Origin of the sequence: Zobellia roscoffensis, assembly GCF_015330165.1 — a bacterium.
Taxonomy (GTDB): Bacteria; Bacteroidota; Bacteroidia; order Flavobacteriales; family Flavobacteriaceae; genus Zobellia; species Zobellia roscoffensis.
Map to the genome: position 1 here is coordinate 2,846,856 of NZ_JADDXT010000002.1, position 14,256 is coordinate 2,861,111.

The following is a 14,256-nucleotide window of genomic DNA, read 5'->3' on the forward strand; positions in this document are numbered from 1 at the left end:
ATAGTTTATGTTATGAATATATAAACCAATGCAAAATAGAATTACAGAACTCTTTGGAATAAAATACCCAATTATACAAGCGGGTATGATATGGACCAGTGGCTGGCGTCTGGCTTCCGCCGTATCCAATGCAGGAGGTTTGGGGCTAATAGGTGCCGGTAGTATGTATCCGCAGGTTTTGCGCGAGCATATTCAAAAGTGTCAACAGGCCACGGATAAACCTTTTGGAGTAAACGTTCCTATGCTTTATCCTGATTTGGACAAGCTCATGGAAATCATTATTGACCTTGGGGTTAAAATTGTGTTTACCTCCGCTGGAAACCCAAAAACATGGACTTCTTATTTGCAAGAAAAAGGGATTACCGTAGTTCACGTGGTCAGTAGTTTAAAGTTTGCTTTAAAATCCCAGGAGGCTGGAGTAGATGCTATTGTAGCCGAAGGTTTTGAAGCTGGAGGTCATAACGGAAGGGACGAAACCACTACGCTAACTTTAATACCTGCAGTAAAAGAAAAAATAGACATTCCCATAATTGCCGCAGGCGGAATTGCTACTGGTACTACAATGCTCGCTACAATGATTTTAGGTGCTGATGGAGTACAAGTGGGCAGTCGTTTTGTGGCTAGTGATGAAGCATCGTCTCATCTATTATTTAAACAAAAAGTAATAGAAGTAGGTGAAGGAGATACCCAACTTACATTAAAAGAACTGGCGCCAGTGCGGCTCATAAAGAATAAATTCTATAAAGATGTTCAGCAGGCGTATGCCAATGGAGCTACCAAAGAAGAATTGATTTCTCTTTTAGGAAGAGCACGTGCTAAAAAAGGGATTTTTGAAGGTGATATGGAAGAAGGTGAGTTAGAAATTGGTCAAGTAGCGTCACTTATTCATGAAATAAAACCTGCAGAAACTATTATAAATGATATGATGGCCGAGTTTGAAATGGCTAAAAAAGCAGTTGCTTCTTTGTAATTTCCACCTGCTATAAAGTAAAAAAATCCCTCCGTTTGGAGGGATTTTTTGTTGATATTTATTAACCTTCTTTAAGACTCGCAAGATACTCTATTAAGTTCCGTAATTCTCTTTTGGATATCATACGGCCCATTGGAGGCATAGCCGAAGGCATATTTTCGCGTTTTTCTATTCTTGAAATATGAATGTCCAAAGGTTCTGCTTCTCCCGTTTTTAGGGTTATCTCCTCATCTGTTTCAGCTTCTAGTATACCGCTTACTTTAGAGCCATCTTTTAAAGTAAGAACAACACTTCCATAACCAGGAGCTAAGCGTGCGCTAGGCTCAATAAGCGCTTCTAGAATTTGTTCGCGGCTAAGAATGTTACCTATGTTCTCTAAAGAAGGTCCTACATCACCACCGGCGCTACCAATCGCATGGCACCGGGTACATTGTGCCGTTGGGTTTTTATTGAATACATTACGACCATCTCTGAAATTTCCGCCTACTAAGGTTTCTTTAAAAGCCTCTACGGAGTTTCCGTTTTCTTTAAGTGGTTTAAGTTGCGCTATTAAATCTTTATTTTCCGTCGATTCAACCGCTTCGATTAAATCTAGAATAACACTTTGATTCAAGCGGCCTGCAGTAGCTTGTTTAATTAAGCTTCCCAGTAACTCTCCACTTTTTTCGATTGGCAATTCACCTAAAACACTCAATAACTGTTGTTGCTCACGAACCGAACCTTTCTTGAAGATTGGAGTAACAATGCCCGGCAGATTCTCTTTTGAAATATCCATTTTAGGCATAAGACTTATGGCCGTAGTACGAACATCTTTATCGCCATCTTTCATACCATACTGCATGGCAGTTTCAATCTTATCAAAATTAAGCGTCCCCAGGGCTTTCAGCATTTCAGAACGGACTTTAGCCGACTTATGTTTTTTCATTACAGCAAAAAGCGCATCATTATGAGAGTCTATTCCTAAATTGGCCAGTGTGTTAGAAATACCAATAAGGATATCCGTATCCGTATCTTCAATGAAACTTGGAATGTCTTTCTCTATTTTTTGTTTAACTACATTTGGGTCTCTTTTGATTTCCCCTCTAAAACGCCCATCAACACGATCCAGTACGGAAGGTTCTGCCCAAGTACCAATAGTGGCAAGAGCTTCGCCCCGTAGTATGTTAGACCTATTTTTGTCCTTTGCGAATGCAATAAGGTTTTCCAATTCTTTATCTCCGCCAACTCGTAACGCTGCATTTATAGCACGACGAAGTAATGGCTCTGAGTTAAATTTTTCTACGGTAAGCATATTGGCCAATGCAGGTAAAGCGGCTTCAATAGACCAATCATCATTAATGGCCCTTGCGGCTTCCGTAACAATATATTCATCCTCATCATTTAAGAATTCGGCAACGGCAGGGTCTTGAAGTCTACGTAAAACCAGCACTGCGGCAATTCTAAGACTTCTGTTTGGGTTGTGGGCCAATGTAGTTATAGACTCGGTATTGCCAATTCGAGACAGGGCCAATACAGCGGCATGTCTTAAATAAACATCTTCATCATTGTTCGCTACAATCATGTCCAATAACGGCTGAACCGCAACTTCGATCTTAAATCTACCCAATGCTTGGGCGGCAAAAAACTTAACTCTTGCATTGTCATGCTTTAAAAGCGGAATCAATTTTGAACCTGCTTCGGTATATTTTACATCGCCTAAAACCTTAGCAGCCTGGGAAATTATCTCGGCGTCGCTATCGGCTAATAGAGCAACTAGGGGTTCTGCTTTGGATGCTTCTTTATCGGCAACCTGACCAATACCCCAAATGGCATGGATTCGAGCAAACTGACTTTCGTTATTTGCGGATACTTCTTTTAAAGCCTTATATCCTTTGGAACCATTTTTAACCAGCTGAAATTGTGCTTTTTTTCTAATTCGCATGTCGCCATAGGAAAGTAATTTTACCAATTCCTCCGTGGACTGCTTTTTATAGTTCAAAGTCATTAGGCGTTTTGTTTCCTGACGCTCTTTTTCAAGGTCGTTTTTAGAATCGCTGACATCTAACTTCCAAACACGACCGTAGTTCTTTGTTCCCCAACCCGTAATCCAATCTGCAAGGTACATGGCTCCATCAGGTCCAAATTGAATACCCGTTGGCAGAACACCACTCAAAATACTGGTGTCGGTTTTTAAATCGAAAGAGGCCCCTTTGGGAGTAAGGTCAAAAGACCAGATATTGGAACGGTCAGGGTTACCCACAAATTCCACTAAAAAGAATTTGTTCAGCCAATCTTTACCCAAAGCAGTACCTGGGTTATAGGTCATACCCGTTGGTCCGTTATGGAAATTTTTAATAGGAGGAACAATATAGGCAGCCTGGCCCTCCCAACGTGGAGTGAACAATTTTTCATCCATCCACACCTTGTATCCGTTGTTCTTTGGGTCTGTGTATTTGCCATACTGCCAGTTGGAACGCCATCCGGAATCGGAACCATCTACTAAGTGCACAAGTCTTTCACTTTCTCCAGCATGGTCACCATCGTTATCAGAAGAAATAATATTACCGTAGGCATCAAAAACAAATTCATGAGTGTTACGTAATCCTCTTGCAAATACCTCAAAACTACTTCCGTCAGGGTTAGAACGCACAATAACACCTTGGTTAGGATACTTTAAATTCTGACCATCTACTGTGGTAAGGTTAGCACCAATATCTCCAATTCCCCAGTATATCTTACCATCAGGGCCTTCAATAGCACCGGACATTCCGTGAGCTGCAAAACCAATATGCACGGAAAAACCATGTGCAAGTGATGTTTTTTCGTCAAGAATTAAATCATCGTTTGTATCGGTCATTCGCCACATATCTGGGCCTACGCCAACAAATACATCATTCTCACGAACTAAAAGTGCACCAGCAACATCTGTGATTTCGTCATTAAAATCTTCAAGAATTCGGGTAGATTTATCTGCAATACCATTATTATTACTGTCTTCCAACATCCAGATTTCATCTTTTTCTACGGTAAGGTCTTTCCAATCATGGCTGCCATCTTCGTTAAGGTCAGGGAACCATTCGTTTTCTTCACTCTTTTCCGGAGCAAAGGTTTCATGTAAAAATTCCCGGCGGTCTTCTACGGATTGAAGAGAAATTGAAGGTGTCATCCAATCTTGATGCCCGCGGATATCAAATTCCGAGTTTTTCTGACGATTGGTACGTGTAAGGTAAACCCTGCCTTTATCATCTATTTGCATGGCAATAGGGTCAGGTGCCAAGGAATCTGAAGCCCAGAGGGTAAGTTCTAGTCCGTCTGCGACTTTTGGACTTATGCTTTCGCGAATTTCTTTAGCTCTACTTACTTCCGTAAGTGAATCCTCAGTTATAACCAATGGAGTTTCCTTTGGTTTTTTAGGCTTTGATTCGCAAGAGAGTAAAAGGGAAAAAACGAGTGAGAATGTTAAAAACTGAACGAGTTTGGTATTGATTGTCATTGTTGTTATATATTCATTGGTATACAGCCGATAAAAATAGGGAATAATGAATACAGAACGGCAATGCTTGCTAATCTTTTTGTTGGGCAGATATTGCCCTTACAATAATCATAGCCTTTTCTTCCTCTTCTTTTTGAACGTGAACCTCAAGCTCACCGTTAATATTAGCAGCAAAACCAGCTAAGCGGGCAGATTCGGATTCATCTTTCATAATCGTGACAATACCTATTTCAAGTAGTTTTTCCTCTATTCGTTGGGCTGTAAAACGATTTCCGGAGTATATTTTTGCGTAGTTAGATTTCATAGTGTAAATTTTATAACAATATAAAGTTAGCATGTTATTTAAAATTCAAGAACCTTAAAGCATTTATTATTGATGAGATAAATAAAGGGTTTAAATGGTCTAATCTTTTGAAAGGGTAAGGATGCTTATGGTTACTAATAATTGCCCTACATGACGTTGACTATGTTCTGCTGCATGAAATAGAAGGCCTAAAGTTGTAGACGGTAGTTTTTTCCTACCTACCGTTCGGGTTTCTTTTAAAGTGTCCTCGTCAAGGGTTTTGAAAAAAGATAAAGCCTCTTCTACTTTGTGTTGAAATGCCTTTACCAGCTCTGTTGTAGTAATACCATCATTAAGTTGGCCTTCTTTAGAAAGATAATCAAATTGTAAATCAGATAATGGCTCAGATTTGGCATAGGTAATCATACGATCAAGAACACCTGTAATATGCTGTAAATGGAAGCCTACAGAAGCGTGGCCTGCAATTTTTGTCCATAATTGGTCTTTTGGGAAATTCAACAAGTAACGTTCTACTTCTTCCGAAGATTGCAACAGAGCATGTGCTGCAGGTTGCAATAGTAAAGGAATGTTGGGAAGAGGGCCACGGAGCCAGACTTCGGGTTTTGAGTTTTTCATCCAAATTGATTAATGACTGTGGTCGTAATGTTGTTTTAAAATATCCTCTCCAAAATCATTGGTTAAATCACGTACTACGGTGTGTACGTGGTTTGCGTTGTTTTGAGTGTTGTCATATTCAATTAGAAGGGTTGGCCCCTGAATGCGATAATAATGACCTTTTCCAGGCTTTAAACTCCCTGCCCAAGCAAAGGAGAGCTTGTTTATATCTGCTTGCTCTATTTTGGTCTTCAGAGCTTCGGAGAATTTAGCTTCGTAATTGTCTAAGTAGAGGTTTAGGAGTTTTTGAAAAATAATTTTTTGTTCTTCAGATAAGTCGGAAAATAGAATTCCTTTGGGTTCTAAGTTAGTTGCGGTTCTATTGTTACGAGTGAATATTTCAAAAGGAGCTTTATCAGAAAATAAGGCATGGGTTAATTGTTCTTTTGAAAGGGAGTAGAGGAGTTCAAAACCTATTTCGGTCTCTTTTTTAAGGACCTGTTTCCCTTCTAATTTGCCGCTGGGAACTATACCAGGATTGGAGCCCATAAAAGTTGGTGTACTAGACACTAGGGTTCCTTCTGAAGCAACAAAATTTAAGGATACATGATGACCTTCAAACCGCCAACCCCAAAATTCTCCTTTGGCTGGTTTTCCAAAAATAGTAAAATGGTAGTTCAGGGCATCTCGCATGGGAGTGCCGTCTGGCATTTTCTTTTCATTATTTTCTAGAACAATTAGCACGTTTTCCAGCGCCATGATTTCAGATGCTTTGTTAAAACCATCTTGGCTTAATGAAGCTTTTAATAAATTGGTGGCGGCTTCTTTTTGATGAGGGCTAAAATCATTAAAACTAGGCCCTTTACGCTCTATGGGTACATAGTTAAAATTGTAGCGTTCGTCATCATTGAGTTTGAATTGCGCTTTTTCTAGGAGATTACTATCTAGACTATTTAGAAAAGTTTGGGCCAATTCGTGCAGTTCTTGTGCTTGCCCTGTAGCGAAAACACAGAAAGAGGTAACAAAGAAAAATATGGTTTTTAATCTCATTATAAAAGTTTGACAGTCTATTAGTCTGGTAACTTTTAAATGTAGTTAACTATAATCAAATTTACCGAACGTCTAGGACTAAATTTTAATTAGCCGTAGTAATGGTGACTAGAAGTTGTTGTTAGGTTAAAATAAAATTTAATAGACACTATAGTTTAAGAGACTCAAAGTGGGTTTACGTAGAAGGTCTAACTCTTTTGAATATCCAGATCTCTTAAAGGAGTGTAAAAGGGTTTCAAAATTATTGCCGTGGGTGATTAATTTTAGTTGGTAGTCCTTACATTTTATAGTAATCTGAGTTTCAGATATTTTATATTCGGAAGGGTAGACCTTAAAAAAGCTAGATATGCGGTTAGGTATACCTAATTTCATTAAAACATGCATGGGAGATAAATAAAAAGTATCAATTGTTTCCTTACCACGAACAAGGCTAATAGACTCTATTTCATCTTTTAAAACAGGAATTATACTATCGTGATTATCAAAGTTGCCTATGACCATTATCCCCTTAGGTACTATTTCTAAATTACATTTGGTCTGACTTAAAAGTAAATCTGTTTTGTAATCTTTGTCCTTAAAATCTACAAGTCTAAATTTAAACTTTCGTTCAGGTTTAAGAAAATCCAAAAAAGACGTGGACGATTTCGAAGTAATAGGAGACGTACTTTTCATTCCTGTTCCGGTAGGTTTGGTTCGTTATTAGATTATTCTAGAGAGGTATTTTTAAATACCTCGAGGGGACTGCAATTTACAGAATTATGACGATATTTTTGAACGTTTGAACGGCAGGTGAGCGATAAATAGGGGTTATCAAAATAACTTTTTATCGATGAAGGCTTGAAATATTTAGGGTTGCGAATCACTAGAGAACCCAATTATAAGTTATCAACAAAAACATTGGTGATAACTTGTTGAAAACTTTTTTTGGATTTATTTTTTATGGATAACAATTGTGACTATAGAAGTCCTCGTGCTTTGATTTCTAGGTACTTATTGATGGTATTCATGGTGAGGTTTTCTGGCTTCGTCAAGATGGTTTGAATGCCATATTTCTGTAGTTCTTTTTGCATCAGACGCTTTTCTAACGTAAATTTTTCGGCGATGGTCTTATGGTAGATAGTTTGTAAATCTTCAGCATCTTTCGAAATCAAAGTATCTAATTCTGTGTTTTCAAAGAAGATGACAACTAGTACATGTTTTTTAGAAATAGCACTCAAAAATGGAAGCTGCCTTTTTAAAGCTGAAATATGCTCAAAGTTGGTGTAAAGTAGTAATAAACTTCTTTGGTTAACCTTTCGTTTTATATGTGCGTAAAGCATCCCGAAATCGGCATCAGTAAATTCGGTATTGATGTTGTAGAGTTTTTCTAAAATGGTATTTAAATGCGTTATTTTTTGAACGGCAGGCACGAACGACTCTATTTTTTTTGAAAATGAAATCATTCCGGTTTTATCATTTCGCTTTAAAGCAACATTTGAAAAAGCCAAAGCAGAGTTTACTGCGTAATCGAGCAATTTTAATTCATTGAAAGGCATTTTCATTACTCGCCCAGTATCAATAATGGAATAAATGGGTTGCGAGCGTTCATCTTGGTATTGATTGACCATCAATTGGTTCTGTTTGGCCGTTGCTTTCCAATTAACGGTTCTAAAATCGTCCCCTTGTACGTATTCCTTTATCTGCTCAAATTCTTGAGTGTGCCCAATCCTGCGTATTTTTTTTAATCCAACTTCTGTAAGTCGGTTATTTATGGCTAGAAAGTCATATTGCTGCATTTGGATGATACTAGGATAAACCGGTACCATTTGGTCTTTTTGAAAAACAAATTTCCGTTTTACTATTTTTAAAGGCGATGATGCAAAAACGATTAAATTACCAAAAACATATTCTCCGCGATCAATAGGCCTTACGGTATAACTAAATTCTTTTTTATCGCCTTTTGACAAACTGGCTTTATGCTCAAAATCGCGTTTTTGGAATTGAACGGGAAGCTCATCTATAATCGCTACTTGTGTTATAAATGCGTAATGGCTTTCAAACTTTATTAGAATAGGATTAAGGTCGCTATTAGACAATTTCTTAGGAAGAATTCTAGAAGCGATTATTCCTTTGTTAGCTGCGTACAAAAGGTAGGTGTCAAACAAAAACAGGGCAATTAAGAGTAGACTCAGAAGCCAAGCGATAGGGTAGAGTACAGGTATCCAGTAGCTAAGGATAAAGCTGGCCGAAAGTATAGCTATATACCTAAAAAAAACATTGTGTATGTAGAACGATTTTAGAAACTGCATACTTATCTCGGTATTTCAACCGACTCTGTTATCATTTGAATTACACTTTCTGTGGTCATGCCTTCCATCTCACGTTCCGGGGTTAGAATTACCCGGTGGTTAAGAATGGGTACAAGTGTTTTTTTAATGTCTTCTGGGGTTACAAAATCTCTTCCGCTTATTGCTGCGTAGGCTTTTGACGCATTTAAGGTGGCAATAGAAGCTCTTGGTGAACCTCCCAAATATAGATGCGGATGGTTTCTTGTTTTTGAAATAATCTCAGCAATATATTTTATTATCTTTTCTTCTACTATCACGTCCTGAATATTGGCTTTATACTTCACTAATTGTTCAGGGGTTAGCACGCCGTTAATTAGTTCTTTAGCTATGGCACCTTTGCGTTCGTGATGCGTTTTTATAATTAATATTTCTTCCTCTACCGAAGGATAATCTACCTTTATCTTGAATAGAAACCGGTCTAACTGGGCTTCGGGCAGGGCGTAAGTGCCCTCTTGTTCAATTGGGTTCTGGGTGGCCAAAACCATAAACGGCGCTTTCATTTTATAGGTGGTTCCATCCATGGTGACTTGACGTTCTTCCATGGTTTCGAACATGGCCGCTTGGGTTTTTGCCGGTGCTCTGTTTATTTCATCAATTAAAACAATGTTTGAGAAAATGGGGCCTTTCTTATACTCAAACTCAGACGTTTTTACATTGAAAATAGAGGTTCCTAGAATATCGCTAGGCATAAGGTCAGGAGTGAATTGAATTCGACTAAAATCCGTCTTTAGGGTTTGGGCAAAAAGTTTTGCTGTAACTGTTTTTGCAATGCCCGGTACGCCTTCAATAAGCACATGCCCATCTACTAAAAGGGAAACAATAAGCAGTTCAATAAAGTTTTCTTGACCAATAATAACTTTAGAAAGTTCTCTTTTTATATCCTTAACGGCGTTCTTTAAATCTTCTAACGGAATACGATTGTTGAAGTTGAGGTCTTCATTTTGAATCTCATTATTTTCCATGTGATTTCTTTTTAAATTTTTCTATTGCCGTATTGAGCTTTTGTAGCTCCGTATCGGTCAAAATATCTTTTGCTTCCAGTTGTTCTATTAACGAAAAAAGTGTTTTAACTTCTTCTTTGCTATGGTTACTTCGTAAAGCAAGGTTTCCGAAGAACTCATCATCTTTTTTTAATGTATTTAAATAAAATCGTGAACGTATGTATTCTAGAAAGTGGGCAATCTTATGTTCAGTAATTTGCTTGCGTTCACCTTTTTCAAAATACATGTCAGCTATAGTACGGGTAAACGCCAGTGTTTGATTTTTAAGCGGAGTTATGATAGGTATGGCACGCTGCTTCCGTTTTCCTTCAAAAAACACGTAAATCACTACCCCTATCAGAGCTAAATAGTACGCCCATTTAAATTCTTTTGTATTTAAAAAGACGTACATAGGCGAGGTATAAACAGCTTTGCCGCTTTTATGATGGTTGTCCATGTAAATCGTCTGAGAGTCATCCAGATAAGATAGGAGGCCTGCCGTGTACTGTTTGTTGTTGTCCTTTAAAATAAAATAGTTGGTAAAGGCTTTCGGAAAAGTACTTAAAATGATTTCTCCTTTGCCGAATGAAGTTTTGACTACGTTGTTAACTTGCTCTTTTTCTATTTCCGTATTGGTCTTATTTATATTGGTTACCGTTCCCAAGATGGTCATAGCATCCGTTTTAAACTCTTGGAAGTAGGTGACATAGTCTTCCTTGTTAAAAAAGTAACCATCTTTAGATGCTAATTGCGGGTTGACCAATCTGTGTTTGTGCGAACGTATATTTTTCAGTCCGCTAAAAAGAGTGGCAGTATTTAGCTTAAGGGTGTCTAAAAGTTGCTCTTCGTAATTTTCAGAAGCAATGAAGAGTGTATTTCCTTTATCTACCCAATCTAAAAGAGAATGTAATTCTGATTCGCCAAAATTCACGTTGTTATTTACAAAAAAATAAGTGCCAGAAGCATCTTCGTTTGCTTTGAGAAATTCAAATGGAGGTATATGTACTTGTTGTGTTTTATTCTCAAAAAGATAATCCATTACGTCGTTCAGTACAAAAGTGCCGTAAGGAATTTTGTGTTTGGCTACATAGGAGTTGGTCCAGTTTATTTCTTTAGGACTGTTGTATTGCATCGCCATTAATAACGCAACGGTAGCGACGGCTATGATTATATATTGGAGTCCCTTTTTATCCATTTGAGTTAATTATTTTTTCTATGGATAAAAAAGCTTTCCTGGCTTTCTGATATTCTACTTCAGAAATATGAAAATCGCCATACCAAGTAAAGTCGTATAAACGAGTGATTGTTGTAAATGGTTTTTGGAGGTTAGTTTTTGAAATCTCTTGCAAATAATCGTCATTGGTTTTTTGCGGTTTCCAAGTAATCAATTCCTTCTCGCTCATTAATTTCAGTACATGCAAATACGAATAACGTACGGCTAAACGAAAATCGTTTTTGGTAAGAGCTTGTTTAATGAGGTCATGAATATTTTCATTCTTAATAATATGTTCTTCTTCGGATAAAGAAACTAAAGCTGTATTGTTTTGAGTTTGTTTTAACGAGCTGGCATTAATATTTAGAAAAAATCGAATGAGAATATAAATCAGTATTCCCAAGAGTATATAGGGAAAAATACGAATCACCAGAGCAAGAATACCTGAAGCTTCATCAACCCCAAAAATACCTTCAAAAAGACGGAGCATTATATTGGCGAGCCAACTCTTAAAATCGTCCCACCAGGTGCGTTCGGCCTCTGTAATTTCATACTGAAACGCATCATCTTCATAAAATTTGTTCAGTTCATCTTCGCTAATGGTTTTCACCTGAAGCGGCACAGTATCATATACAATTCTCAAAGAATCTTGTTGAGCAGAAGTAATTCCAACACAACACAAAATAAGTAGTAAAAGAAAATGCAGTTTCCGCATATTTATTCTTCGGTGTCTCCTCCTAGATTTTTTATGCGCTCAAAAGTACCTGTAAAGTTCTTTTTTTCATTCAAATCAAAGTAAATCAGAACACTTGCAACCACAGAAATGATATTTAATAGAAATTGGGCAAGTGTGCTAATAATACCTAAAATGATGGAAATTGGGTCTGCTGTAGTGAAATTCTCGGCGTCTATTTCGCCAGAAAGTATTCCCATTTTAGCATAAGTGTAGATAGTGGCTGGTAAGGCAAATGCATAACTGGTCACCATTACAATAATGCCCACTACAAAAAGGGAAGCGAAGGTTACCCACCAGTAGTCTTTTACCAAAGTAAAACTATCACTAAAAGCATCTGATACCCCTTTGCCATCAAAAGCCAAAATACTGAATGATAGGACGAGTGGTACATACAAATATATACCAGGGATAAGACAGAAAAGAAAACCAAAACCAACACAGATAGCTACTAAAAAACCAAGTCCAATGAACTTCCAGAATGAACCATACACATTTTCTTTGATTTCGGAAAAATCAATAGTTCCATTATTTTTTATATAAGATTTAATATAGAAAAGAGTAGTGGCTTGCGCCAAAACATATGTGGTTACCGTGGCAATTATAAAAACAAGTGCAATCATAAAAACGGCCATGCCGTTTATAAGTGATCCCGAACCTCCTAAACTAAGACTCATTAAATCGCCTACCTGGAGCATGTAAAACCCATAACTAATTAGCATAACTACCAAATACGGGGCAATGATCTTAAAAAACACGCCAAAAAATGATTTAAATTCATTGCGTAAGAAGCCGAAAGTATCAGATAAAATCTGGCTCATCTCTCGTTGTTTTTTAAACTCAATAAATTGCTTCATGGTGTAGGTCTTTTGTTTAGTCGATTAGGATATATAACGTAGTAAAATAGAATTAGTGCCAAAGAACCCGTAATTATCAGAATAGCCAATGCATCTGGCATTTCAGTATGGCGGGTTACAAAGCCTTCTAAAAAACCGGCAATTATGAAAAAAGGAACGGTACTCAGCATAATTTTTAGTCCGTTTTGAACACCTCTTTTAAAAGATTCAAGTCGGGTATACGTACCAGGAAATAAAATGCCGTTGGCAAGAACAAGTCCTGCGCAACCGGCAATAATAATAACCGATATTTCTATGGTACCGTGTATCCAAATGGTACGAACGGATTCCCAAAGTAACCCTTTTTCGTAGAAGAAATATTGGAAACTGCCTAGCATAATTCCATTTTGCATCATTACAAATAACGTTCCTATTCCTAATAAGATACCGTAGGCAAATGCCATTAATGCAACCCTAATGTTGTTAATGGTGATACCCAAAAACATATTAAACTCTCCCATTTGCTTATAAACAGCCATTGGGTCTCCTTTTTCAATATTCTCTAAGGTCATATTTACATAGCCATCGCCTAAAATAGAACGAACAAACGTACCTTCGTTAGCAGATGAAAATGCACCTACTAAGCTAAAAAAGAAGAAGACCAAAAAGGCAATTAAAAGTTCGCGTTGGTGGTGAAAGAACATTGTAGGAAATTCCGTTTTCCAGAATTCTAGAATGCGGTTTTTAGGTTCCCGTTTGGTCTTGTATATTTTTTGGTGTGCCTGTGAGGCCAAGGTATTTAGGTAGAACTCTGTATTGCTGCCCGCGTAAAAGGTTTTGGCGTAGCTTAAATGGTCCGTAATTTCAATATAGAGATCGGACAATTTATCAGGGGTCAAAGCCGTTTTGTTGGTCAGGGCATTTTCAAAAGTAGCCCATTTGTCTTTATTTTGCTTTACAAAGGCGGCTTCGCGCATTAACTTTTGGTTTATACCAAAGAAACGAAACTATGGAACAATTTCAAATAGAAACAGCCCAAAATATAACCATTAATCAGCATACGGCTCATCTTGGAGATCGTATGTTAGCTTATCTAATGGATAGTTTTATCATTTTAGCCTACACTATTCTAATGGTAATATTGTTACTTTCTTTAGACATAGAGTTTGGCGATATGTGGGCGCTTTATATGGTGGCGAGTTTACCTGCTTTTTTATACTATGTGCTTTTGGAAACCTTTATGGATGGGCAAACTGTAGGTAAAACTGTAATGAAAATACGCGTAGTGAAACTAGATGGCTCAAAACCTGGTTTTTCTAGCTATTTTGTACGGTGGATTTTACGAATCATAGATGTTGTTCTTACCACAGGTGGCGTAGCCGTGCTAACAATTTTGATTAGAGGTAACGGTCAAAGAGTGGGTGATATAGCTGCGGGAACGACCGTAATTAGCGAAAAAAAACATGTTTCTCTAAAAGATACGTTACTGCGTGATTTGCCACAAGATTATAAACCTCAATTTTCACAAGTAACTATTTTTAAGGATCGTGAAATGCAGACCATAAAAGAATTTTATGATGCTGCAAAACGCAATGGAAATCACAATGTAATTGTATCTTTGAGCGATCAAATTAAAAAAGTTACCAGTATAACTACGGATATGGCGCCTATTGATTTTGTAGATAGGATAATTAAGGATTATAGCTACTACACCCAAGAACTTTAAGTCATCTAGATATCTGTTTCTGAAACTTTAAGAGTCTGCGTAGATTTTTTT

At 37.4% G+C, this 14,256-nt stretch carries 13 protein-coding genes; 2 read left to right on the forward strand and 11 right to left on the reverse strand.

The window, feature by feature from the left end; genetic code table 11:
• Positions 1 to 28: 28 nt before the first annotated feature.
• Positions 29 to 970 carry an NAD(P)H-dependent flavin oxidoreductase gene (locus IWC72_RS11920; RefSeq protein ID WP_194529899.1) on the forward strand — a complete coding sequence of 314 codons (942 nt, stop codon included), beginning with the start codon at positions 29 to 31 and terminating at the stop codon, positions 968 to 970.
• 61 nt (positions 971 to 1,031) lie between these two features.
• On the opposite strand, the gene IWC72_RS11925 is transcribed toward IWC72_RS11920, so the two are convergent.
• From IWC72_RS11925 to IWC72_RS11975, 11 genes are all read right to left on the reverse strand, one after another.
• Positions 1,032 to 4,442 carry a HEAT repeat domain-containing protein gene (locus tag IWC72_RS11925; RefSeq protein ID WP_194529900.1) on the reverse strand — a complete coding sequence of 1,137 codons (3,411 nt, stop codon included), beginning with the start codon at positions 4,440 to 4,442 and terminating at the stop codon, positions 1,032 to 1,034.
• 70 nt (positions 4,443 to 4,512) lie between these two features.
• On the reverse strand, positions 4,513 to 4,746 hold the full coding sequence (locus IWC72_RS11930) for a putative signal transducing protein (RefSeq protein WP_194529901.1): 234 nt from the start codon (positions 4,744 to 4,746) through the stop codon (positions 4,513 to 4,515).
• Between the two features lie 99 nt (positions 4,747 to 4,845).
• On the reverse strand, positions 4,846 to 5,361 hold the full coding sequence (locus IWC72_RS11935; RefSeq protein ID WP_194529902.1) for a DinB family protein: 516 nt from the start codon (positions 5,359 to 5,361) through the stop codon (positions 4,846 to 4,848).
• 9 nt (positions 5,362 to 5,370) lie between these two features.
• Positions 5,371 to 6,390, reverse strand: a complete 1,020-nt coding sequence (locus IWC72_RS11940) for a DUF3500 domain-containing protein (protein WP_194529903.1) — start codon at positions 6,388 to 6,390, stop codon at positions 5,371 to 5,373.
• 138 nt (positions 6,391 to 6,528) lie between these two features.
• Entirely contained in the window at positions 6,529 to 7,062 is a 534-nt protein-coding gene (locus IWC72_RS11945; RefSeq protein ID WP_194529904.1) for a hypothetical protein, read from the reverse strand.
• Between the two features lie 284 nt (positions 7,063 to 7,346).
• Complete coding sequence (locus IWC72_RS11950) at positions 7,347 to 8,678, reverse strand: DUF58 domain-containing protein (RefSeq protein WP_194529905.1); 1,332 nt, start codon at positions 8,676 to 8,678, stop codon at positions 7,347 to 7,349.
• A gap of 2 nt (positions 8,679 to 8,680) precedes the next feature.
• Positions 8,681 to 9,679 carry an AAA family ATPase gene (locus IWC72_RS11955; protein ID WP_194529906.1) on the reverse strand — a complete coding sequence of 333 codons (999 nt, stop codon included), beginning with the start codon at positions 9,677 to 9,679 and terminating at the stop codon, positions 8,681 to 8,683.
• Entirely contained in the window at positions 9,669 to 10,892 is a 1,224-nt protein-coding gene (locus IWC72_RS11960) for a DUF4350 domain-containing protein (RefSeq protein ID WP_194529907.1), read from the reverse strand. Before IWC72_RS11960 ends, IWC72_RS11955 begins: the two co-directional genes overlap by 11 nt.
• A complete protein-coding gene (locus tag IWC72_RS11965; RefSeq protein WP_226979549.1) occupies positions 10,885 to 11,553 on the reverse strand; it encodes a DUF4129 domain-containing protein in 669 nt (222 codons plus the stop codon). The genes IWC72_RS11960 and IWC72_RS11965 overlap by 8 nt, the downstream gene beginning before the upstream one ends.
• A 74-nt stretch (positions 11,554 to 11,627) precedes the next feature.
• Positions 11,628 to 12,500: a hypothetical protein gene (locus tag IWC72_RS11970; protein WP_194529909.1), complete on the reverse strand. Its 873-nt coding sequence runs from the start codon at positions 12,498 to 12,500 to the stop codon at positions 11,628 to 11,630.
• Positions 12,497 to 13,456 (reverse strand): stage II sporulation protein M, encoded by a 960-nt coding sequence (locus tag IWC72_RS11975; RefSeq protein WP_194529910.1) that lies wholly within the window; start codon positions 13,454 to 13,456, stop codon positions 12,497 to 12,499. Before IWC72_RS11975 ends, IWC72_RS11970 begins: the two co-directional genes overlap by 4 nt.
• 32 nt (positions 13,457 to 13,488) lie before the next feature.
• Here IWC72_RS11975 and IWC72_RS11980 point away from each other — a divergent pair, with 32 nt between their 5' ends.
• Positions 13,489 to 14,205: an RDD family protein gene (locus IWC72_RS11980; protein WP_194529911.1), complete on the forward strand. Its 717-nt coding sequence runs from the start codon at positions 13,489 to 13,491 to the stop codon at positions 14,203 to 14,205.
• Positions 14,206 to 14,256: the final 51 nt, after the last annotated feature.

Excerpts from the sequence above, each read along its gene's own strand:
- IWC72_RS11920 (WP_194529899.1), top strand. The coding sequence starts at position 29 with ATGCAAAATAGAATTACAGAACTCTTTGGAATAAAATACCCAATTATA.
- IWC72_RS11925 (WP_194529900.1), bottom strand. The coding sequence starts at position 4,442 with ATGACAATCAATACCAAACTCGTTCAGTTTTTAACATTCTCACTCGTT.
- IWC72_RS11930 (WP_194529901.1), bottom strand. The coding sequence starts at position 4,746 with ATGAAATCTAACTACGCAAAAATATACTCCGGAAATCGTTTTACAGCC.
- IWC72_RS11935 (WP_194529902.1), bottom strand. The coding sequence starts at position 5,361 with ATGAAAAACTCAAAACCCGAAGTCTGGCTCCGTGGCCCTCTTCCCAAC.
- IWC72_RS11940 (WP_194529903.1), bottom strand. The coding sequence starts at position 6,390 with ATGAGATTAAAAACCATATTTTTCTTTGTTACCTCTTTCTGTGTTTTC.
- IWC72_RS11945 (WP_194529904.1), bottom strand. The coding sequence starts at position 7,062 with ATGAAAAGTACGTCTCCTATTACTTCGAAATCGTCCACGTCTTTTTTG.
- IWC72_RS11950 (WP_194529905.1), bottom strand. The coding sequence starts at position 8,678 with ATGCAGTTTCTAAAATCGTTCTACATACACAATGTTTTTTTTAGGTAT.
- IWC72_RS11955 (WP_194529906.1), bottom strand. The coding sequence starts at position 9,679 with ATGGAAAATAATGAGATTCAAAATGAAGACCTCAACTTCAACAATCGT.
- IWC72_RS11960 (WP_194529907.1), bottom strand. The coding sequence starts at position 10,892 with ATGGATAAAAAGGGACTCCAATATATAATCATAGCCGTCGCTACCGTT.
- IWC72_RS11970 (WP_194529909.1), bottom strand. The coding sequence starts at position 12,500 with ATGAAGCAATTTATTGAGTTTAAAAAACAACGAGAGATGAGCCAGATT.
- IWC72_RS11975 (WP_194529910.1), bottom strand. The coding sequence starts at position 13,456 with ATGCGCGAAGCCGCCTTTGTAAAGCAAAATAAAGACAAATGGGCTACT.
- IWC72_RS11980 (WP_194529911.1), top strand. The coding sequence starts at position 13,489 with ATGGAACAATTTCAAATAGAAACAGCCCAAAATATAACCATTAATCAG.